Annotated in this window: 18 protein-coding genes; 8 read left to right on the top strand and 10 right to left on the bottom strand. The window is 43.5% G+C overall.

Translation table 11 applies throughout. The features are described from left to right. The first annotated feature begins 485 nt into the window (after positions 1–485). From AB4585_RS02240 to fabV, 3 genes are all read left to right on the top strand, one after another. On the top strand, positions 486–1115 hold the full coding sequence (locus AB4585_RS02240) for a TetR/AcrR family transcriptional regulator (protein ID WP_029223634.1): 630 nt from the start codon (positions 486–488) through the stop codon (positions 1113–1115). A 55-nt stretch (positions 1116–1170) separates the two neighbouring features. Continuing rightward, a complete protein-coding gene (locus AB4585_RS02245; RefSeq protein ID WP_004734682.1) occupies positions 1171–3453 on the top strand; it encodes an acyl-CoA dehydrogenase in 2283 nt (760 codons plus the stop codon). Positions 3454–3663: 210 nt separating this feature from the next. Then, complete coding sequence (gene fabV, locus AB4585_RS02250) at positions 3664–4866, top strand: enoyl-ACP reductase FabV (protein ID WP_372169289.1); 1203 nt, start codon at positions 3664–3666, stop codon at positions 4864–4866. 306 nt (positions 4867–5172) lie between these two features. On the opposite strand, the gene AB4585_RS02255 is transcribed toward fabV, so the two are convergent. After that, positions 5173–6855: an aspartate:alanine antiporter gene (locus AB4585_RS02255; RefSeq protein WP_017060395.1), complete on the bottom strand. Its 1683-nt coding sequence runs from the start codon at positions 6853–6855 to the stop codon at positions 5173–5175. A 249-nt stretch (positions 6856–7104) separates the two neighbouring features. After that, positions 7105–7368, bottom strand: a complete 264-nt coding sequence (locus tag AB4585_RS02260) for a GrxA family glutaredoxin (RefSeq protein ID WP_009847069.1) — start codon at positions 7366–7368, stop codon at positions 7105–7107. A 406-nt stretch (positions 7369–7774) separates the two neighbouring features. On the opposite strand from AB4585_RS02260, the gene AB4585_RS02265 reads away from it, so the two are divergent. Next, the gene (locus AB4585_RS02265; protein WP_017060396.1) at positions 7775–9067 is read left to right on the top strand and encodes an iron-containing alcohol dehydrogenase; all 1293 of its coding nucleotides are present in this window, start codon (positions 7775–7777) and stop codon (positions 9065–9067) included. A 124-nt stretch (positions 9068–9191) separates the two neighbouring features. Here AB4585_RS02265 and AB4585_RS02270 read toward each other — a convergent pair whose 3' ends face one another. The 5 genes from AB4585_RS02270 to AB4585_RS02290 form a co-directional block, all read right to left on the bottom strand. After that, entirely contained in the window at positions 9192–10046 is an 855-nt protein-coding gene (locus AB4585_RS02270; protein ID WP_004734686.1) for a MurR/RpiR family transcriptional regulator, read from the bottom strand. A gap of 358 nt (positions 10047–10404) precedes the next feature. Then, entirely contained in the window at positions 10405–12048 is a 1644-nt protein-coding gene (gene panP, locus AB4585_RS02275; RefSeq protein ID WP_017068759.1) for a pyridoxal-dependent aspartate 1-decarboxylase PanP, read from the bottom strand. 118 nt (positions 12049–12166) lie between these two features. After that, positions 12167–12694 carry a hypothetical protein gene (locus tag AB4585_RS02280; protein ID WP_017066066.1) on the bottom strand — a complete coding sequence of 176 codons (528 nt, stop codon included), beginning with the start codon at positions 12692–12694 and terminating at the stop codon, positions 12167–12169. Positions 12695–12868: 174 nt separating this feature from the next. Then, on the bottom strand, positions 12869–13774 hold the full coding sequence (locus AB4585_RS02285; RefSeq protein ID WP_017071961.1) for a lysine exporter LysO family protein: 906 nt from the start codon (positions 13772–13774) through the stop codon (positions 12869–12871). A gap of 54 nt (positions 13775–13828) precedes the next feature. Beyond that, on the bottom strand, positions 13829–14749 hold the full coding sequence (locus AB4585_RS02290; protein ID WP_017066065.1) for an HDOD domain-containing protein: 921 nt from the start codon (positions 14747–14749) through the stop codon (positions 13829–13831). 357 nt (positions 14750–15106) lie between these two features. On the opposite strand from AB4585_RS02290, the gene AB4585_RS02295 reads away from it, so the two are divergent. After that, positions 15107–15688: a TfoX/Sxy family DNA transformation protein gene (locus AB4585_RS02295; RefSeq protein WP_017060401.1), complete on the top strand. Its 582-nt coding sequence runs from the start codon at positions 15107–15109 to the stop codon at positions 15686–15688. A gap of 149 nt (positions 15689–15837) precedes the next feature. On the opposite strand, the gene AB4585_RS02300 is transcribed toward AB4585_RS02295, so the two are convergent. From AB4585_RS02300 to AB4585_RS02310, 3 genes are all read right to left on the bottom strand, one after another. Continuing rightward, positions 15838–16380, bottom strand: a complete 543-nt coding sequence (locus tag AB4585_RS02300) for a hypothetical protein (RefSeq protein ID WP_017065409.1) — start codon at positions 16378–16380, stop codon at positions 15838–15840. Between the two features lie 286 nt (positions 16381–16666). After that, complete coding sequence (locus tag AB4585_RS02305; protein ID WP_017068761.1) at positions 16667–17164, bottom strand: response regulator; 498 nt, start codon at positions 17162–17164, stop codon at positions 16667–16669. Further along, positions 17157–19100 carry an ATP-binding protein gene (locus AB4585_RS02310; protein ID WP_102320461.1) on the bottom strand — a complete coding sequence of 648 codons (1944 nt, stop codon included), beginning with the start codon at positions 19098–19100 and terminating at the stop codon, positions 17157–17159. Before AB4585_RS02310 ends, AB4585_RS02305 begins: the two co-directional genes overlap by 8 nt. Before the next feature lie 183 nt (positions 19101–19283). Between AB4585_RS02310 and AB4585_RS02315 the strand changes: the two genes are divergently transcribed. From AB4585_RS02315 to AB4585_RS02325, 3 genes are all read left to right on the top strand, one after another. Continuing rightward, a complete protein-coding gene (locus AB4585_RS02315) occupies positions 19284–20546 on the top strand; it encodes a DUF945 family protein (protein ID WP_372169290.1) in 1263 nt (420 codons plus the stop codon). A 163-nt stretch (positions 20547–20709) separates the two neighbouring features. Beyond that, positions 20710–21804 (top strand): 3-phosphoserine/phosphohydroxythreonine transaminase, encoded by a 1095-nt coding sequence (serC, locus tag AB4585_RS02320; RefSeq protein ID WP_017065411.1) that lies wholly within the window; start codon positions 20710–20712, stop codon positions 21802–21804. A 351-nt stretch (positions 21805–22155) separates the two neighbouring features. Beyond that, positions 22156–23304: an extracellular solute-binding protein gene (locus AB4585_RS02325; RefSeq protein ID WP_372055821.1), complete on the top strand. Its 1149-nt coding sequence runs from the start codon at positions 22156–22158 to the stop codon at positions 23302–23304. Positions 23305–23319: the final 15 nt, after the last annotated feature.

Genomic DNA, 23319 nt, shown 5'->3' on the forward strand with positions numbered 1-23319 from the left:
GTTCCAGTGATAACAATGTGCCAAGCATGGTAGTTCGACTCTTAGGAAGAAATGACAGCATATAAAGAGGCGGTCGCGCTGTTCAGGTTGTAGTTAGTAGCTGTGAAGAGGGGTAAGTAAGGCTCACTCTCGTCCCAAACAACAAACAAAAAAAAAGCCCAAACCAACACGGTTTGGGCGGATACAAGTATAGGAGTTAATAAGGAAAATGCAGTAATTAAGAAAGCAGGGGAGAGACAAGTTTGACGGCCTGTTAAACTTCTAAATACTCTGTTTTCTACTTAATTTATGACCCGCCATTTCTATTTCAGTTCCCAGAAAATTCATTAATTTTTCCTTTTTTTGTAAACATGCATCGATTCAATCGGTTAGTGAATAAAGCAATTAACTGGTACGACCAATTTGTGAAAATGTGATGTTGCTTGCTTGTTAAATAAATGTACTCAGCGTATATTTCAAACAGTTGTTTAATACGAGTGATTGAAATGGCACCAAGAAGTACAACCAAAGACAAAATCTTAGATGTGGCTGAAGGCTTGTTTGCTGAGCACGGTTTTAATGACACCTCTTTACGCACTATTACGGGTAAAGCCAATGTCAATCTTGCTTCAGTGAACTACCACTTTGGCGATAAGAAGACTCTGGTTCGTGCCGTATTAAATCGATACTTAGAAGCATTTATGCCTGCACTGCAAGACGCTTTAGTGAACTTAAACTTGAACGAAACGTATTCTATGAGTGACGTGTTTGAGTCTTTAAGACAGCCGCTAAGAGCACTGAATGATGTAAGGCCAAATGGTACGAGTCGATTTATGTTACTCATTGGCCGAGGTTATACGGATGTGCAAGGTCACTTGCGTTGGTTCATTACAACTCGCTACAGCGAAGTACTGACTCTGTTTACCAGCTCAGTAATGAAAGCCAACCCGAACCTCACTCAAGAACAGTTATTTTGGCGATTACACTTCACCCTAGGGACTTGTGTATTCACCATGGCATCCAGTCAGGCTCTAATAGAAATTGCAGAGAATGACTATGACAGAAAGATAGATGCGAAGGCAGTGGTCGATATTCTTATTCCATTTTTGGCCGCTGGCATGTCAGCAAAAGAATAAAACAATAAAAAGCAAAATATTCACAAACAATATAGTGAACAAAAGGATCTGAACTATGAGCTCTCTAAGACAAAAATGGGTAAGTGACCCAGCTTTTAAACTCTTTAAAAAAGTACTACCACCACTATCTAGCACCGAGAAAGAAGCGATGGAAGCGGGTAGCGTGTGGTGGGACGGAGAGCTGTTTTCTGGTAAACCAGATTTCACTAAGCTTCACCAGTACCCAAAACCTCAGTTGACAGCAGAAGAGCAATCGTTCATGGATAATGAACTTGAAACTTTGCTCGCTATGCTTGATGACCATAAAATTGTGAAAGAAGACCGAGACCTTCCGGAGGAAGTTTGGAACTTCTTACGCAAAGAGCGTTTCTTCTCGCTAATTATCGCGAAAGGGTACGGTGGTCGTGAATTTTCGGCGCACGCCAACTCTACAATCGTAACTAAGATTGCAACGCGTAGTATCAGTACAGCGGTTTCGGTAATGGTTCCAAACTCTCTTGGCCCTGGTGAGCTACTGTCTCACTACGGAACTCAAGATCAAAAAGATTACTGGCTACCTCGTCTTGCTGACGGTACAGATATCCCTTGTTTCGCACTAACAGGCCCTGAAGCAGGTTCTGATGCGGGTGGTATCCCTGATGTCGGTACAGTGTGTATGGGCATGCACGAAGGTAAAGAGACACTAGGCATCAAACTTAACTGGAACAAGCGTTACATTACGCTAGCACCAGTGGCAACGGTACTTGGTTTGGCTTTCAAACTGCACGATCCAGAAAAGCTACTGGGTGACAAAGAAGACATAGGTATCACTTGTGCGCTTATCCCGGCAGACCACGAAGGTGTTGTGATTGGTGAGCGTCATGATCCACTTGGTCTTGCGTTTATGAATGGTCCAACACGCGGTCACGATGTATTTATTCCTATGGAATGGCTAATCGGTGGCGCAGATTACGCAGGTAAAGGCTGGCGTATGCTGGTGGAATGTCTGTCTGCAGGTCGTGGTATCTCATTACCAGCACTTGGCACGGCGATGGGCCACCTAACGGCGAAAACGACTGGCGCATACGCTTATGTTCGTAAGCAGTTCGGTATGTCGATTGGTAAGTTTGAAGGTGTTGCGGAGAGCTTAGGCCGTATTGGTGGCTTAACGTATCTATTAGAAGCGACTCGTACACTAACAACCACTTCACTGGATATGAAAGAGAAGCCGGGTATCGTAACGGCAATCGCGAAATATCATATGACAGAGATGGCACGTACTATTCTGAATGACTCAATGGATATCCATTCAGGTCGTGCAATTCAAGATGGCCCAATGAACTACTTGGCTGCGCCTTACCTAGGTATTCCAGTTGCTATCACAGTAGAAGGTGCGAACATCCTAACTCGTAACCTGATGATCTTCGGTCAAGGTGCGACACGTTGTCACCCATACGTATTGAGCGAAATGGAAGCGGCAGCGAACCCAGACGAGAAGCAAGGTGCAAAAGACTTTGATAGCTTGTTGTTCAAGCACATCTCACACGCGACTAAAAACACGTTCGGTGCTTTTGGTGCGGCACTAACTGGTTCTAAGTTCATTAAAGCCGACATGAGCGGTCCAACTAAGCCGTACTACCAAGATCTGACTCGTTTGAGCCGTGCGCTTGCAGTCAGTGCGGATTTCGCAATGCTGACGCTAGGTGGCGAACTGAAACGTAAAGAGCTTATCTCTGCACGTTTGGGTGATGGTCTAAGTTACCTATACATGGCTTCTGCTGCACTTAAGAAGTATGAAGACGAAGGTCGCCAACAAGCTGACCTAGACTACGTGCACTACGCGGTTCAACACTGTTTCCACAATGCGGCTAAATCACTACAAGAAGCGTACCGTAACTTCCCTAATAAGATGGTGGGTAAAGTACTTAAAGGTCTAGTTTTCCCTGTTGGTAACCACTTCGAAAAACCAAGTGATAACCTAACAGTTCAACTAGCAGAAAGCTTGATGACTCCGGGAGCACACCGTGAACGTCTGACTCACCTTTGCTACATCGGCAAGGAAGAGGATGATAGTGTTGGCCTTATGGAGAACGCTTTCAATGCGATGTACAGCATCAAGCCTCTGGAGCGTAAGATCTTCAAAGCAGTGAAAGAAGGAAAGGTGGCTCGTAAAGGCTTGCTGGCAGATAAACTGGCTCAAGCACTTGCTGCTGATGTTCTGACGCAAGAAGAAGTCGACCAAATTGTTGCTGCTGATAAACTTCGTTATACAGCGATTCAAGTTGACCACTTCAGTCATGACTTTAGTGAAACTTTGACGCGAAAAGAGTTAAAACCTAAGCTAAATAGCGTTGCTTAGATAAAGAAATGACAAAAGGCACCTTATTAGGTGCCTTTTTTTGTTTTTGTCGTAGAAGTTGCAATAGAGGCGTTAACAAATGGTGACTTAGTCAGCAAATATTCACTGAGTGCTCCAACCACTTGCATTTTCGCCACATTTTTACAGAAATTAGATGCCATTTGCGTACGAAACTTTTATCCTTAACCTGATTTTTTAAGGAAGTTGAATATGATCATCAAACCTCGAATTCGCGGATTCATCTGTACTACAACACATCCAGTCGGTTGTGAAGCTAATGTAAAAGAACAAATTGCTTACACAAAAGCTCAAGGCCCAATCGCAAACGCACCTAAACGTGTACTAGTTGTTGGCTCTTCAAGTGGCTACGGCTTGTCTTCACGTATTGCGGCTGCATTTGGTGGCGGCGCTTCAACTATCGGTGTTTTCTTTGAGAAAGCCGGTACTGAGAAAAAGCCGGGCACAGCTGGTTTCTACAACTCAGCAGCGTTCGACAAGCTAGCTAAAGAAGAAGGCCTGTATTCAAAAAGCCTGAACGGCGATGCTTTCTCTAACGAAGCGAAACAGAAAACAATTGACCTGATCAAAGAAGATCTAGGCCAAATCGATATGGTTGTATACTCACTGGCGTCTCCAGTGCGTAAAATGCCAGAGACTGGCGAAGTAATTCGTTCATCTCTAAAGCCTATCGGTGAAACGTACACGTCAACTGCGGTTGATACGAACAAAGACACAATCATCGAAGCAAGCGTAGAGCCTGCAACTGAAGAAGAGATCAAAGACACTGTTACTGTAATGGGCGGTGAAGATTGGGAACTTTGGATCAATGCTCTTTCTGAAGCTGGTGTTCTAGCGGACGGTTGTAAGACGGTTGCTTACAGCTACATCGGTACTGAACTAACGTGGCCAATCTACTGGGATGGCGCACTAGGTAAAGCTAAGATGGATCTAGACCGTGCAGCGACAGCGCTGAACGAGAAGCTAGGCCAAACTGGCGGTACTGCAAACGTTGCTGTTCTTAAGTCTGTAGTGACTCAAGCAAGTTCTGCAATCCCTGTAATGCCTCTTTACATCGCTATGGTGTTCAAGAAGATGCGTGAAGAAGGTATTCACGAAGGTTGTATGGAACAGATCTTCCGTATGTTCAGCCAACGTCTATACAAAGAAGACGGCAGCGCGCCAGAAGCGGATGAAGTGAACCGTCTACGTCTAGATGACCTTGAGCTTCGCGAAGACATTCAAGATCACTGTCGTAACCTATGGCCTCAAATCACAACTGAGAACCTAAAAGAACTGACTGACTACGTAGAGTACAAAGAAGAGTTCTTGAAGCTATTTGGTTTCGGTGTTGAAGGTGTTGATTACGAAGCTGACGTTAACCCAGCTGTTGAATTTGATGTAGCTGACATCTAATTCAAGTTATCGAATCTAAACGAAATAGGCGCTCATTGAGCGCCTATTTTTTTGTCTGCTATTTGGTTCAAGAGATTAAGAGCAGATATGGGATTCGAGTGGCGGGATGCGAAGAGATTTAAGAGCGGATACGGCTACCGCGATTCGAAGGGGGACAAGAGTAGAAATAAGGGATGAAGAGAGTTAAGAGCAGGAGTGGGGAAGAAGGCTTGAACCGCTTAAAACAGGTTATAAAAAATGCACTAACCCAAAGTGAATTAGTGCATTTGAAATATCTAAGCTTGGCTGCTTTTAATGCAGCAGATGCTAGCTAATTATGATGATGAAAGTACCTGCTAAGGTCATCAATATATTGGCTATCGCATAAGTACCCGCATAACCCAGAGCCGGAATCGTTGAGCGAGCGTGGTCATTTACGATGTCCATCGCTGGAGCGCAAGTTCGCGCGCCAATGATTGCACCGAACAACAAAGCTCGGTTCATCTTCAATACGTAAGCGCCAACCAAGTAAGCGAAGAATACTGGCAGCACACTCACTACTAGGGCAATACCTATTACCTGTGGGCCAACTTGGGTTAAGTGCTCAAATATCTTACCACCGGCGCTCAAGCCGATACCGACCATAAAGAACATCAAACCGAGGTCTTTGACCATGTTCAGAGCACCTTGAGGCACATAACCGAAAGTAGGGTGGTTCGCTCGTAGGAAACCAAGCATGATGCCCGATAGAAGCAGGCCAACCGCGTTACCTAGCCCAAACGATACCTGACCGAATGTCATGGTGATCAAACCAAACAAAATACCCAAAATGAAGAAGCTACAGAAGGCCATCAAATCCGCCATTTGGCTGTGGATTGAGATGAAACCAATTTTCTCAGCTAGGCCGTGCACTCGACTCTTTTCACCACTCACCTGTAGGACGTCACCTTTAGAAAGCACGATGTTTAAGTCCATCGGCATTTCAATCTGAGCACGTACTACGCGGTTAAGGAAACAGCCGTATTCAGACAGGTTTAAGTCTGATAGGCGCTTACCTGCGATACTGTCACTCTTAACGACGATCTCTTCTTCCACGATACGCAGATCGAGAAGGTTACGGTCGAAAACTTCTTTACCGTTACGGAAGCTTGGGTCTAGACGAGCGTGGCTATCTGGGAAACCAACCAATGCGATCTCATCGCCTTCTTGCAGAATTGCATCACCATCTGGATGGGCAAGAATACCGTTACGACGAATACGCTCGATGTAACAGCCTGTTTGGCGATAGATGCCCAGTTCACGCAGATTCTTACCGTCAGTCCAAGAGATGAGCTCTGGTCCCACTCGATAAGCACGAATAATGGGCAAGTAAACCTTACGCTGACCTGAAGCGCCTAAACCACGTTCTTGGGCGATTTGCTCTGCCGAGTCGTGTAGGTTCACTTTTTGAAGTTTTGGAATCAAGCGAGCAAACATAATCATACTGATTAAGCCAACCAAGTAAGCCATCGCGTAACCGACTGAAAGGTTTTCGATAATCAGGCTCAAGTCCATGTTTCTTGGTAATTCTGCAAGCCCAGAATTCAGAGCATCTTGAGCACCTACCAATATCGGCGTTGCTGTTAAGGCACCTGCCATCATGCCTGCAGATAAACCAAAGCCTAGGCCAAGGTAATGACTACTGAAATAGGTTAGGGCAATTGCGGTAGAAAGTACCACAAGGCTCAGAATGAGGTAGTGCTTACCGTCTCTGAAGAAGATACCGAAGAAGTTTGGTCCAGCTTCAATGCCAACACAGTAGATGAACAGCATGAAACCAATGGTGAGCGCATCTGCGTTAAAAGAAAAGCCAAGATGTCCCATGATAAGGGAAGTAATCAAAACACCGATTGAATTACCAAGTTGGAGGCTACCGAAACGAATTTTACCAATGGCTAATCCAATCGATAAAACAACAAAGATGAGGAGAATGGGGTTTTGTTCTAACAGAAAAACAACGTCGATATTCACGGTGGTCGCTCAATAATTGGCGTGGAACACAGGGTAAGTTTGAGAGGTGAATTGTATCTAAATATAAATAAATTATAAGCAATATTTTGTTAATTTACTTGATTTTGACCTTATTCTTATTCCGTATGAAAACTGGTCATAAAAAAGCCCGCTACAGTGAGCGGGCTTTCTATAAATCGTACAGTCTAACGCCTAAATGGGTCAGCTGTTTAAGGCTTTAGCCCTGATTCTCGTTTGAGAAATCCTAGCTTAGTCGAAAAGACCTAGGTTTTCTTTTGCGTATGCTTCAAATTCTGTGCAGCCGCCGATGTGGTCTTGGTCGATGAAGATTTGTGGAACTGTATCGACAGGTTTACCAACAGTCTTCTCTAGATCAGCTTTGCTGATACCTTCAGCGTGGATGTCAACGTAACGGTAGTTGAAGTCATCGCGTTTAGCTTTAAGAGTTTCAGCATGCTCTTTTGCACGAACACAGAATGGGCAAGCAGGGCGACCAAAAATAACTACAAACATTTAATTTCTCCTAAATACGGGATGAGGCTCGTTAACTCGATTATGTTAACTATTCTTTAGTGAATGCCACTCAAAATTTCATAAAACCAACTATGCCTCAATGCCATGGGGAAATAAAGATGGAATTACCTCTTAATACAATAGGTTTTGTCTATCAGAGCAAATAATGGTCACAAAAAGGATCCATGCTGATTTCTGATGGGTATTCAGATTGATTACCCTTAATTTAAGAGTGTGAATTACCCCTAAGAATACGACATTAATCCATCTTTAATGCGACAAGTTGCACCTCGTCAAAAAAAGCGCATACAGAACGAGGCATCTTAATACTGATGCACTATATAAAGGCTAAATTCCAATAACCAAGAGTTCGCAGTTTTGTTCGGTCATAGGCGCAGGAGGCACCATGTTTCAATTTATGACATCTACAAAGATCATCTTTGGTGATGGAGCACTTTCCGCTTCATTGTCTCTCTTTAATCAATATGGCTACAGCGTGCTATTGGTTACAGGCAATACATTAGAGCGCACTTCAATTGTTACTGACTATCTTGATGCGCAGAGTATGCGTTATCAGCACATTGCCGTTTCCGGTGAACCTAATATCAAAATGGTTGAAGAGGCGGCTATTTCTGCTCGTCGATTTAAGCCAGATATGGTTGTCGCCATGGGGGGCGGTAGCGCCATCGATATGGGCAAAGCGTTGGCTGCGGTTTTACCTAATCAAGGCAATTTATATGACTATGTTGAAGTGGTCGGGCGTAATGTTCCTCTTAAAACCAAACCACTTCCGTTTATCGCAATTCCAACCACAGCGAGTACCGGCGCCGAGGTCACTAAAAACGCGGTGCTGAAATCAGGCCAAGACCAAGTGAAAATCAGCCTGAGAAGCCCAGACATGCTGGCCGACGTTGCGATTGTCGACCCAACCCTAACTCATGGAACCAATCTATATCTATCTGGGCGAGGTGCGATGGATGCCTTTACTCATCTAATGGAAGCCTACGTGTGTGGTGAACCGAATCCGTTAACCGATATGATTTGTGAAGAAGGGCTGCGTAAGTTGAGTGGTTCTGTGGTTAAAGCGTGTGTTTATGATGAGCCTCAAGCGCGTTCTGATCTTGCTTTCGCTTCTATGCTCGGTGGTATGGCGATAACTAATGCCAAGCTTGGCGCAGCCCATGGTTTAGCCTCCGCACTAGGAGGTAAGATTTCTGCGCCTCATAGTGTGATTACCGCGCGTTTAGCGCCGTTTGTGATGTTGGAGAACATAGCCGTTGCAAAAGAGCAGCAAAGAAGCGACATCCTAGCGCGTTATCAGCGAATCGCTCAGATAGTAACAGGTAACGTAGAAGCAATAGAAGAGGAGGCAATTTCTTGGTTATCGGAAGTGCTTGATACGCTTAAGTTACCCAACTTGTTGGAATTTGGTGTCTGTGAAGCCCAGTTTGATGAGGTGTCTGCCGACGCGCTCAAATCAGTGGCGATTAAAGGAAACCCTTTGCCGCTTAACCAAGAGAGGCTCGTGCATATTTTGAAGCAAGTATGCGAGAAGTGCAGTTGTAGAGAAGGGCATCATGAGGGAGCTTCAATGAATCAAATTGGGCAAGAGCCAGCTGTCGAGTCGAGCTTTACCATTATCAATTCTTATGCGTCCGAAAACAGCGTGGTTGAGAAGGGCAATAGTTGGACTATCTAACGGTCTTAAACTTGTTCGTTGTATAAGTCATTTTATACAGACAAATAAAAACGGAGCTCTAGGCTCCGTTTTTTTAATTCAACTTGTTCCCTGGTCATCTGTTTTCAGTTCATGACTAAGCAGATTAGAACTGAGAGTACTTCTCGTAACGTGAATCACGAAGTGACTCTTTGACGCGCTTTAGGTTCTCTCTGAAACCAGAACCACGACGTAGCGTAAAGCCTGTCGCTAGCACATCGATAACCGTCATCTGAACAACGCGACTTGCCATTGGCATGTAAACGTCAGTGTCTTCTGGAACATCCAGAGAAATAGACAACGAGCTCGCTTTATCCAGTGGAGAATCTTTTGCTGTGATAGCAATAACTGTCGCACCGTTTTCACGCGCTAAGTTTGCAATCTCAACTTGGCTTTTAGTGCGGCCAGTATGAGAGATAAGAACAATAACGTCGTTATCACTGCAGTTAATGCAGCTCATTCGTTGCATCACGATGTCTTCGAAACATGTGATTGGGATATTAAAACGAATAAACTTGTTTTGAGCATCTTTGGCGACAGCAGAAGAGGCACCCAGTCCGAAGAACGAAATGCGTTTTGCTTGAGTCAGCAAGTCAACAGCACGGTTTACTTGCATCGCGTCTAGACTGTTTTTAGCAACGTCTAGACAAGCCATAGTTGATTCGAAAATCTTATGCGTATAAGCATCTGGACCATCATCTTCTTCAACATTACGGTTCACGTAAGGTGTACCGTTTGCCAAGCTTTGAGCTAGGTGAAGTTTGAAGTCAGGGAAGCCCTTTGTGTCTAATCGACGACAGAAGCGGTTAACTGTAGGCTCACTCACGTCAGCCATTTTAGCTAAGGTAGCAATGCTAGAATGAATTGCAGTTTGAGGGGAAGCCATAATTACTTCGGCTACCTTGCGCTCAGACTTGCTGAAATTTTCCAGGTTTTTTTGTATTTTTTCTAATGTATTCATAGTGTTCACAAGGGTATAGAGAACAACTTGCTAGTTAATATCTTTTACCAGGGGGTATGGCTGAAGCAAATATCAGTAAACACAAAGCCGATGTATATTCGGTTTCGTAAATACTGCTGCGTCAAATAGATATCAAGCTAACTAGCACCATAGAGTCAGTATAAACCCAACATACTATTTACTAATACAAAAACAGGGCATGAATGCTTAAGAATATGACAAACCTCAACAAAATTTTAGAAAACTACAGAATTGGAAGAGAGTTTGAGCAAAAAGAATGCAAAATGGGTATGAACTGACAGCTTAGTTACATCAAAAAGAAAGAAATTTTCAATTTGATGCAACTAAAATTGAATGACTATGCGTTGATTTGCGTAACCAGTTTGTTGATTTTGCCCATCAAGTTTGGTGCTAGTTTAGAGATCTCACGCTGTTCTTCAAGCACTGACGAAAGAATGTCATTGCCTGTTAGTGGGTTTGCTAATACCACGCGGAAAACGATGATTGGCTGATGTACCCATGCTTCAGGGTTTAAGCGTGTACGTGACACGAAAGACTTACCTGTTTCACGCTGCTTCTTCTGAATAAACTTAGTCAGCTCATTGAGCAACTCATTCAGTTCGACACGATGTTCAGGCTCAGCTTTAAGCAGTGCCGCTTTGACTGACTCAGGGACATAGCGATAAGTCAGTAGGCAAAGCTCAGGTTCTGAAACCAGCTCGAAGTCGCTATGATCTTTAATTAGGTCGGCAAAGTAGCGCGCTTTGTTGATGCTTTGGTCGATCAGCAGTTCATAACCTGGGCGGCTAATGATGTGCATTGCGGCGTAAACCAGCATTGCCATACCTGAACGAGAACCTTCTAACGTATGGCTGCCTAAATCTTTTGAGCCTTTACGAAGAATGTATTGAGCATGATGTTCAATCGCAGTCATCGCATCTGGCTTCTTAAACAGAACCATACCCGCACCCATAGGGATATAAAGCTGTTTATGCGCATCAATCGTGACTGAATCCGCCAGTTCAATACCATCAAGTAGGTGACGATGATTGTTAGACATCAGAGTCGCACCGCCCCAAGCTGCATCAACGTGGAAATGACAATCGGATTCGGCACACACCTCAGCAATGTCTCTTAGCGGGTCGATATTACCGGTTTCGGTTGTACCAGCCACACCAATGACGGCGAAAGGTTTGATCTTGTTCTGCTTGAGCTGCTCGATCTTGAGTCTTAAATCATCAGTACAAATACGGTTGTCGTTATCTGTTTTAACAGACACTAGACCTTCTTGACCAATACCAAGGACATCCGCGGCTTTTTTCAGAGAGTAGTGGCCACGTTCAGAGACTAAGATGGCAAGGCCTTCGTAGTCGTAGTGCTTCATGGCTTTAAACAGGCCTTCTTTTTCTACACCTTTGAACGAACCTTGCGCTTTTAGTGCGTTGTTACGTGCAACCCAGAGCGCTGTAATGTTCGCGATGGTACCGCCAGAACAAAACGCACCTAAAGAGTGGTTTGCGCTGTGCATCCAACGAGAATAAAACTGGTCACTATCTTGATAAATCAGGCGATGTAACATGCCCAGAACTTGACGTTCTAGGGGAGTGAAAGCTTTTGAGGTCTCGATTTTTACTAGATTCTGATTCAACGCAATCATGATTTTTGAAAGCGGCATCAGGAAGTACGGCAACGCAGAGGTCATATGGCCAATAAAACTTGGCGAAGACGTGTGAACCGAATGAGACACAAGAGAATCGAGGAGATGCTCAGTATGTTCAGAAACAAACTCAGGCTGCTCTGGGATATGAGCATTTGAAAAATCTTTCTCAATTTCACGTAGCGGCTTTTCTTCAGCCACAATATGTTCACGTAAGAATTGATTCAGGTTTCGTGAAAGTTTGTCTTCAATTTGAGTGAGTGTTGAATCTGGGCCTTCAGGTACCGTGAAGATACGTAGAAGACTGTCGAAGCTAACATCTGCTGTTTTTTGTTCCGTAACCATAGCAAGCGAGTTATTTTTCTAATATTGACGCGAGCGGGACAATCTAAACGAAAACGGGAACAATGTCCCGTCTTAATTATGAAATCCAACTTCTCAAAAAAGCATATTAAATGCGGGGTTATTTACACTTAATCGCTTCAAGTTTACTGATCGACTGGTTGTAACGCTGCAGCGCTGAGTCGATTTGCTTAGGGTGACTAAGCAGCTCTGCAAAGGCAGAACGTAGTTCGTAGTTTTGAGCGTGAGGCGTTGATTGGCGGTCATCGAATGTTGTTTTCGCGATTTTACCAAGCTCATCATCACGTGTTGATAGCGTTTTAATGTCGTGTTGCTCAAGTTGCAACCAACCTTCTACAGGTTGCTCTGTTGCCACTTTGCTTGAGTCGTTTACTAAGTAGTAGTGAACCGCAGCACGGTTAAGCTCAAAGTGGTGCTTACGACCTTCTAGGAACCACTCACTCACTTCTGTTAGCTCTGGATATTGCTCAGAGGTTAATGCAGCAAGGTCGGCATACCAATTCAAAGAAGCGTCGATGTACGCATCATATTTTTTTGCTTGGCACTGGTTTGTCTCAGACATTGAATCTGCTGCAAAAGAGAAAGTAGAAGTTGAAGCTAGCAGTAATGCGACGCAAAGGCGTTTCATAGTGGTTCCTTTTGTAAGTTTATTCTTTTTATAACTTTGTCGTTACAGGTTACCGTGATCGTTATTTGTTGAGCAATGACACTTAGTGTCTTTTTATTTCGGTAACTGTATCGGTGTCTTGGGCATTGGTATTCGAGTTGCATTCTAATCTAAAACAAACGCTATTCCTGCGATCTAGTTAGCAAGAGATACAAAGAACAACATCAATATCGGAACAAGCAAACTGAGGATAAAGCCACTGACGATAGCGATAGGCACACATCGAACGCCGCCTGTTGTTTGAATGACCGGTAAGGTGAAGTCCATCGCAGTCGCACCAGCATAACCAATGGAAGTGCATGGGTAGCTGCGAATTAGCACTGGAATCAGTACCAAGGCAACTAACTCTCTTAACAGCTCAAGCATGAAAGAAGCGCCACCATAGACAGGACCAAAGGCGTCACCCATTAAGATACCAGCCAGAGAGTACCAACCAAATCCAGAAGACATTGCCAAGGCTTTGAACAGAGGGATATCTAGGATGTAAGCCGCGATTACACCACCTAACATTGAGGTGATGATAATGGTGATTGCGATAACCATACCGTGCTTGTTGAGTAAGATCTGACGAAGTGTGAGTCCGCTATTACGCAGCTGAATGCCGATAAAGAATAGAAGAACAAACAGAATCCATTCGCTTGCGGTATCAACCCAATCAAGGCCAATAGGCAGCACTAAGCCAGCGATTAGCCCTGAACCTACCACTAAGATGAGTTTTGCAGATTCCATCGCCATAGAAGAGAGGGGAAGCTTCTTCTTGCTACTGTCGGTTTTGAGTGGCAATAACTTATCAATAGCGGGCAGTGCCATTAGGTTACATACGCTTAAGCAGACAAAGAAAGTGACGGTATATAGAAGGATTGTCTGCAGGTTACTACCTAGGTTATCGAGGGCGGCTAAGCTTAGTCCCATTAACGCCAGAATCACGTAGATCAACCGCGATGTTGAGCGGTTGATAAATTCTAATGTCTGAGCGTTCGAAATTGCAAAAAGATACCCCACGACGAGTGGCGCAAATATAAAGATCATCCCTGTAAACATGCTTTCCCCATTGCATTTACTTCATATTACACTTACTTGTAATTTAACAGTGACTTAGAAGCCGCTAGTATTGATCACGTCGCTTAGCTTTGCATTAAAATCATGCTTGCTCAAGTTGCTTAATTTATAAAGCACCTCTGCACCTGTCACGTTAAGTTCAACTTCGTGATCATCGATGTTCTCATCCTTGTTTCTGAACATCAGCAGGTGGTTAGCGATTCGAGCGATATCTAAGTAAGAGACTTCACGCTGTTCGTGGTTATTGATGGTATTGCTGCACACATCAATAAAGTCGCTGTCGAAGCCCCAACGGTTAAGCACCAATTTACTGGTAGCAGAACATTGGCCTTGGAAGATTTGTAGAGCGATGTCGTGATCTAGGTAATTGCCATTTTCGAGGTAGAGGTGGTATTCGCTAACCAAACAGAACAAACCAATATCAGCCAGTAATCCAACAAGCAGCGATTTTTCATGCTCAAGGTAACGGTATTCAGTAGGGGAGAGCTCTTTGAAGCTGTTGGTAACAAGCACCATAGTAGCGCCCAGCTCTTTTGATACAGAAGCGCTCTGAACCAATACCTTATTACATTCTTTACTGAGGTTGACTGAGTGTTTGAGTTGCTCAATAGCCTGAGCCGTCACGATGTCACGTACTCTTAATATGCCAAGGCGCGACACCGCCGTCATAATATCAACACAAGTAATATTACGTCGGTTAAAGACGACAGAGTTAGCCACACGAATGACAATAGCAGCGAGGCCTGGGTCTTCGAGTAAGCACTCGGCAACGTCAGCAATCCCAGTTGATTCAAGGGTACAAAGCGATTGAATCTTCAGTACAACGTTAGGGATAGGAGGAAGTGTTATTTTTCCCGCTGAGATAGAATGTCCAACAAGTTGGGCAAACTCTGATTCTAGACCCTTTAAGAGAAGAGTCTTATTTTGAGGTAGCCAGAAAAACGATAAATGATTCATATAAAAAGTAAAAACAGGTCTGTCCTGCCATTTTACAAGCCACGATGCTGCGAGGCAATACTCACCCGTCTACATAACCTTTAATAATTTGAACCGGTGTATCACTAGGTGTCCAAATTCAAGCATGGTTTGATAGTTTACTGTGAAGTCAATCATGAAAAACCGGAATACTCAATTGATTGATGTGAACTAAGTCCAGACTTATTTTTCTTTTCGAAGTATGATTTATTTAAAGGTGAAAAACGAAACCATAATATTCACCTATAGAATAACAAAATAGATTTAAAATTTTCGCATAACAAGCTGCTTGTCTGGTGATCAACCTAATCGGGGTAATTTGATTAAGGATCAACGGATATGACCGAGACAGCATTTATTAATTACGTGAATCAATTTGGTGAGCATCAAAAACGTTCTATGTTCGGAGGTATTGGCCTCTTTCAAAATGACGCTATGTTCGCTTTATTGAGTGAAGGTTGTTTATTCATTAGAGGTGGAAAATCATTAGATAAAAAACTGACCGATCTTGATTGTGAAAAGTATCGTCATGTAAAGAAGCAGACAACAGCAACCGTAAACTACTACGACATTACGGATCTGTTTACCTGTGAACATCCTGAATTGGATAGTATTATTCGTACTTCAATCGATAATTCAATTCAGCAGCGTAGCTTCAAGAAGTCATCAGCTAGCCGTAGATTAAGAGATCTACCAAACATGCAGCTTACGTTAGAGCGCATGGTTAAAAAGGCGGGTGTGGATGATGTTTCAATGTTTATGCAGTTGGGCGCACCTGAAGTGTTTAATAAGGTTCGCGAAGCGTACGGAAACGATGTTGACCTAAAACTACTTTGGAAATTTGCGGGTGCAATTGATGGTATTCACTGGAAACTATTACAAGAGCCACGCAAGCAGCAATTACTGAAGAGCTGCCACTAAAGAAGTTTGCCTTATATGCTTAAGATTACTGTCAATAAAAAAAACCGAGGAATGTCCTCGGTTTTTTTGTTTCTGTCTTAGTCGGATTTCTTAAAAGACTAAGTATCAAAAGGCTAAGTGCTCGTTAAGAGCTAGCTTGGCTTTAAGTATTAGTACTTGAAGCGAGCAGTGAACATAAGTTGGTCACCGTAGAAGTCGTTAATACGAGCTTCAGCGCCTAGAGAGAAAAGCTCTGTAGAGTGGAAACGCGCGTAAACAGAACCTGTCCAATCATCGTTGTCATCGATAGAAACGTAACCACCTTTACCACCAACTTCTAGTTGTGGACCAAGCCATTGGCGAACACCAATGTTGATTTCCATACCGATATCAGTAGAGCTTGAGTTCTCAGGTTGAACGATACGAGCTAGCATTTCACCTGTTAGGTCTGCCCAGTTGTTTAATGGAGCGTGGAAACCAAGACCTACAGCTGAGTCGTAATCGCTTTCAAATTCTGAATCGATACGTGCTATAGCGTGAGCGTTCGGGTGAATGGACTTACTGAACGCACCACCAAATGTTACTGGGCTAGCACCGATACGTGCTTCAAAGTAATCATAGTTAAAGTTGCTCATTACCTGTGGTTGTTCATCAACAGCTAGTGCTTGACCAGAAGCCAATAGCATAGCGGTAGTAAGTAGAATTTTGCGCATAACGACCGTAAACCTATATTAGTGTTAATTCCTTTGGTTTGAGACAAATCGGCAAACCATAAACATTGAGACAGTTTAATCTAACTCACGGAAAAGTAATCCTTTAAAATGTAAAACCTTACTCATTTAGTTAAAAAACAAGCAAATTAAGGATCAGTATGTAACGGAGATCTCATGTTTATGGCGAATGAGAAAAATAGACGAGCGAATTATCCAAAATTTGTATACATTTGGAAGGTTTTTATATCGGATGACGCTATTCTCAGTATCCATTAACCAATCAGTGCTATTCACCAAAACTGGTGCGTTTATCCGCCATTGAAGTCAGTATGCGCTCGGTATCTAAGATGGAAGTCCAGTTTAGCAATTGCTTGTCGTTGGCAATGACATAGTCAGTCAATTGTTGAGTAATCGTGTCTCTCAGTTGATCGCCTTGCCAAGGTTTTGAAATATAGAAATCAAGTGCAGCGTTGTTAATGGCCGTGACGGTATCTTCCAGCCCTGCTTGCCCTGTGAGCAGCAGCTTACGTGTTGGTTTAGTAGCGTCGTGTTGATTGAGTTCGATCAGAAAATCGATGCCGGTCTTTTCTGGCATGATGTGGTCGCACAAGATTAACGCGAGCTTAATACCATCTTGTCCCATTTCTTTGATTACTTGCTTGGCTTCACCGACCGACTCTGCACCTTCAACCAGAAAGTTCTCTTCAAATATCGCCAAGTCCTGAAGGACACTATTGAGAACTTCAGGTTCATCATCGACACATAAAATTAGGTACTTATTCATGAGGTGCTCCTTCTTGTTTGAATGGAAGCCACACTTGCATGTTTGTATGGCTGCCTACCTCTGACTCCACCAAAATAAACCCTTGATGAGCCGAAACGATTTGTTGAGAAATGGATAACCCAATCCCTAAACCAAAGTTGCCTTCTTTTTTAGTCGTGAAATTTGGGTTGAAAATGGTGTTGATGTCTTCTTTGGCAATGCCGTGGCCAGTATCGGAGATTTGCACCACAAGAAACGCGTCGTCGCCTTTTGTCTGTTGAGAAGTGGTGATGGTCACTTTTCCTCGTTCAGATAGGGCATCGAGCGCATTGGAGATAAGGTTGGTCCACACTTGTTGCAGCGAGAGCGACTGGCACAATAAAGGCGGTAAGTCGGTATCGTAATGCTTTTCGAGTTGGTGGTGTTTAAGCCTGTTTTCGAAGATCACTAAGGTATCTTCAAGCCCTTCGTGGATATCTGTGTAGTGGCGAACTTCTTCATCTTCTCTAGCATAGCTTTTTAAGCTTTTGACCATATCGGCAATACGCTTGCTGCACACTTGAATTGAGCGGATAGAGTTTCCAACATAATGGTAATGCTCTAAGTCATTGAGCAGCTCTTTGCCTGCGACAGGGGACGCCTTTAATGTGTTTAGAACCGTAGAGTCTTGGCTTAGGTTTAGTCTCACGGCTTTTTTTGCTAAAGCACGGTCATTAATCGTCGACGTAAGATGCTTTACGAGCTGTCTTTCTTGGGCTGTTGATAGTGGCTTAGCTAACTTTGAATGTGCCAGTACGTCAGTCCCTTTATTGGACTCTGGAACGGATAGGTTTGCCAATATTTGGTCGAGATGGTCTGACAGAGTTTCGATGCTTCTTAATATGGCAGCAATCGGGTTATTCAGCTCATGTGCGACTCCCGCGACAAGCTGTCCGAGCATCGCCATTTTCTCTTTTTCGATCAGTTGTTGATGTGCAGACTCTAATGATTCTAGTGTTTGCTGCAGTTTGATCTTATTGGTGATGCTGCGTTGCAAACGTCGATTAAAATGACGGAGCAATAGATTGGTAAATAAAGGCAGCAGGGTATTGTTTGAATGCATCACCTGAGCAAAGCTATCTTTATCCAGCTTGATAACGCGTGTTTGCGTTAGGGTGATCGCGGTAGAAAACGAAGGCTCGCCTGTCACAAATGACATCCCGCCGACAATATTCCCTTTGGAGTGACGTACCACTTCCCTCTGTTGCCCGAGTTCATCTTTCTTATATAGAGCCGCTTCACCCTCAATGATCAGCCATAAAAAGCGATTGTCTTCGCCTTCCACAGTGAGCAGATGCTCAGGGGAGTAGTCACGAATGGCCTTAGTTTTATCATCTTTTGAGAAGACATCCTGCAGAGCACTGACGACACGTTCTGCAAGGGCATTATCAGAAAGCTGGTGGTAGTCGTGAATGAAACCCGATTGGAAAGAGTGAATCTTTTGTTCAATGTGCGCTCTGAGTAAGCGTTGTTGATCCAATGCATCACTGTAAGAGAGCAGGTTTTCTGAGTCGTATTGGATGACAAAAGAGGTCAGCTCTTTTTGCGCTGATTTGAATAGAACCTGATCTTGAACCGGTTTGGTTAGACAGTGGTTGAGCCTGCCTTCATTTACAGCGGTTAGAATGGATTGAATGTCTGACGAAGCGCTGACTAATATCGTTCTTGCGGTACTACTATGGGGCAGCTGCTCAAGTTCAATCAGAAATTGCACGCCATTAAATTCAGAATGATGATGAGTGATCACCAAGGCTACGGTTTGGTTGTGATCATGAATATCTTCTAATGCGTGATGTGCATCTTCTATGTTCTCGGCAGTATAAATATCGAATACAGAAGCCAACGGAGCCAGCTCCGAACGTATTCTTTCAATGCTAACCGGATTATTGTCCAAACAGATAACAGCGTATTGATTCACAGCTCAACCTTAATAGTAGCGACGTCTCTAGCCTAGCAAGAACCGCCGAATAAGGATGAGAGCTAGCCGTTAATTTATTGAGGCAATCGAAGTATCGAGCAATAGACTGATTTAACTCAATGTTTCTTGTTTGCTACTGATGGGGTAGACTAAAAAAAACAGACACGTGTAGAAAGAGAACTCATGGAACAGTTAAGAAAAATTGGTGCAATTGGCGGAGCAATCTCATTGGCACTATGTTGGCCTTTAGCGGTTGGCCAAATTGGACAAAATGCTATTACTGACGGTGTTGCAAAGCTTAACAATTCAAGCATTCAAGCTGAGATCGTGGAATACGATAGAGGTTACTTGTCTTCCAACGTAACCACTCGTTTAACTGTGACGGATGAAAACCTGAAAGAGCAACTTGCGATTGATGGGTTGCCGAGTGAGTTTGTCATAAATAGTGCGGTTAGCCATGGTTTGGTGAGTCTAAATGCACTGTCGACGTTTGAGAATACCGATATTCTGCCTTTAACTCTGACCACTAGTACTGAGCTAAACGGCAACACTGACTTTAACTTTGAGTTAAGCCAGTTCAATCACCAAGGTTCTGATGAGAATGGGACTTCGGTCTCGATCACTAAATCGAATCTTTCTGGCCATGCGACTGTTTTAGGCCAAGTTGATTACGAGCTTTCAATCCCTTCAGTTCAAATTGATTTTGAAACCGGTGAAGAGGTAACGCTGTCTAATCTGAAAGGTGTGGGTTCAGGCCAACAAGCGAAAGGCTACTGGTTAGGTACTCAGAATTTTACTATCGATAGCTTCTTGGTTTCAGATTCTGCAATGCAGCCTTTCATGACCATTGAAAATTCTAAGTACGATTTTGAATCACATCTAGATGAAGCAACTAAGCGTCTGCGCAGCAACCTCAAGCTGGATATCGCAAACATCGAGACCAGTGAAGGCCAGTTGAACAACCTAAACGTCGATTTTGAAATGTCGAAGTTGGATAGCGAGTCGTTTGAGAAAATCTTTGAGATTTACCAATCTAATCCTGTGAAGACGCAAGAAGACGTTGCAGAGATCATTCCATTTATCGATATCCTGTTTGCTAAAGGTTTCGACCTTTCAATGAACAACATGTCGTTAGAGTTAGGTAAGGGACAGTTCGAATCTAAGTGGTTGGTGAGCGTGCCGGAAGGGACCGAAAACATCAGCAGCAACCCTTCGATGATCATGCCTGCATTAACGGGCAACGTTCACTCTAGCTTCTCAAATGAACTTGTTGAAGAGTATCCATTCATCCGTGAAGGTATCGATGAATTGCTTGTGATGGAAATGATCAAGGAAACAGACAGTGGTTATGAAATCAGCGCTGACTTAGAAAATGGAAACCTAGTGTTCGAAAATGGACAAGAAATTCCATTAATCGCTCTACTTATGCCGGTTTTGGTTCAATAAACAGAGCAGGCGTGAATACTGATAGGGTGATTTAGCAGGTTAAGCTTAAACATTTTATACGGTACAAAACAAAAGAGGTCTTAAGACCTCTTTTGTTGTTTTTATGTTGGGTAAAACATGGTATTACTTGCATAGTTATTATTTAGCAGGAGCAATCATCCCCATGGAACTTACATTAGATAACGTATTCAACTTCAGTGCTGGCCCAGCTGCACTGCCTAAACCGGTAATGAAACAAGCGCAAGCGGACTTTATTGATTGGAATGGTTTAGGGACTTCCGTGATGGAAATCAGCCATCGCAGCAAGGAATTTATTCAAGTTGCTGACGAGTCCGAACAGGACCTACGTGATCTTCTGAACATCCCAGACAACTACAAAGTTCTTTTCTGTCAGGGGGGCGCTCGTGCTCAATTCGCTGCTGTTCCTCTAAACCTTTTAGGTGATGCGACGAAAGCGACTTACATTGATGCGGGTTACTGGGCAGAAAGTGCAGTGACTGAAGCGAGCAAATATTGCGAAATCGATGTATTCAACGCGAAGACGTCAATTGATGGTAAAGCAGCGGTTGTTCCAGCTAAAGATTGGAAAATTGACCCGGAAGCTGCGTATGTACATTTCTGTCCGAATGAAACCATCGATGGTATTGAAATCAGCGAGCTTCCTCAAACGGATAAGCCAATCGTAGCGGATATGTCATCTAACATTCTGTCTCGTAAGATTGATGTGTCTCAGTACGGTGTTATCTACGCGGGCGCGCAAAAGAATATCGGCCCTGCGGGTATCTGCATTGCAATCGTACGTGATGATCTACTCGAACTCGCAAACGACGTGTTGCCGAGTATTCTGAACTACAAAGTACTTGCTGAAAAAGACTCAATGTTCAACACACCACCAACCTACGCTTGGTACCTATCAGGCCTTGTGTTCAAGTGGCTGAAAGCTCAAGGTGGCGTTGAAGCGATGGAGTTGGTGAACAAAGAGAAAGCAGCGCTGCTTTACGATGCAATCGATAGCTCAGCTTTCTACAAAAACGATGTTCACACTGCAAACCGTTCTAGAATGAACGTGCCGTTCCAACTGGCGAAACCTGAGTTAGATGGCAAGTTCCTAGAATTGGCTGATGCTGCAGGTCTGAAATCACTGAAAGGCCATAGAGCAGTAGGTGGAATGAGAGCTTCACTTTACAACGCAATGTCTCTGGAAGGCGTTCAAGCGCTGGTTAGCTTCATGAAAGATTTCGAAGAGAAATACGCTTAATCGATGATAGGGCTTTGACTGATAAATTGCTTATTTGATTTTTATTGTGTCGAATGCACCGAACGAGATAGATGCCGCTTTTGCGGCATTTTTTTTGTCGTTAATAATAAAGGGTATGGTATGTTGATTTATTGTAAGAACAGTCATCCAGAGATATGACGGATGTATCAGAATGAGCAGACCTTTCTCTTAAAGCGAGAGTATCAACTGTTATTTAGGCACTTTTTACTATATAACGTGTCGCCCAAAGCTAGGTCTCTAATCATGAGCAGTGAGCGATAAGCCGCATCGCCCGGTTTATTGATGGGCGATTAAAATCCAACGTCTAATTCTTACCACAAGGAACCAAGTGTGAGGTTATTGAGTCTATTTGCGATGCTATTTCCGGCCGTTGCTTGTTCGTCCACACTTGAAATATGGGCTGGTATTAATTATGAAACGGCCGATTATGTAAAAGAACATATCGAAGCGATGACTGATCATCGTGTAGAAATTCGTTCGTTTGACGTCAACAGTATTCGTTCTGAACTGCTTGTTGCTGATCCTAGAGACAATACCTTTCCCGACGCCATCTGGGTTCCTTCTGACTTCTTAGGTCTAACTGAATATATCGATTTAGCGACGCTTCCTGATGCTTGGGTCGATACCCAACGCTATGAGAAAAAAGCGCTCGATGCAGTGGTCATCAACGGTGAGCTTAAGGCGTTACCGGTTGGTATTGGAAACCAAGTCGTTCTGTATTCGAGCAAGCCTCAAGCGCAAGTCGTGACATGGGAGAGCCTAATTGAACGCTCTGCTCAGTCCGATCAAGTGAGCGTGCTTTTTCCCAATCCAAACATGTACTTCTATCTAGCTTTCTATCAGCTTTTTTCTGAAGACTTATTATCGTCGAAGAATGTTAATGGTGAAGGGTTAGTTGCTATCTTTGATTTCATCGACATGTTGCAGCAGAAAAAAGTCATCGAATCATCGTGCAGCGATATTTGCGCGAGGCAGAGGTTCATCAATGGGGAAGTCGAGTTTTTGATTGACGGTGATTGGGCGTTCAGCGAACTCGATGCCGCCTTTGGTCGAGATTTGTACATCAATTCGTTGCCGACCTATCGTGGTGAAAGTATGTCTTCATTTAGTGGCGCAAAGGTTTTTGCTGTCACGGAAAAAGGCATGCAAAACCCAGATAAGAAATTGGCTTTGAAAGAAGTCGTTCAATACCTGCAATCAAACAGTTTCACCTCTTTAGCTCACTCGAGTGCCATGGTTTCGCCGTTTTATGAGGTTAATCAACGCCGTGTTGAGGAAGGTAACCAGACACTTTCAAATATGTACGATGAGTTTCAAGCATCGCAAATGATGTCGAGTGACTACAAGATGGCGATCGTTTGGGAGGCATCGGCTCGGGCGTATCAGCGTTACAAGTCAGGGATGCCAAAGAGTGAACTGCATAAATTTTACAATGATTTTGTTCAATATTACTCGGCGAATATGAGGGTAAGAGATTGAAGCTATCATTAAAAT

Source organism: Vibrio sp. 10N.222.49.C9 (genome assembly GCF_041474985.1).
Taxonomy (GTDB): Bacteria; Pseudomonadota; Gammaproteobacteria; order Enterobacterales; family Vibrionaceae; genus Vibrio; species Vibrio crassostreae_C.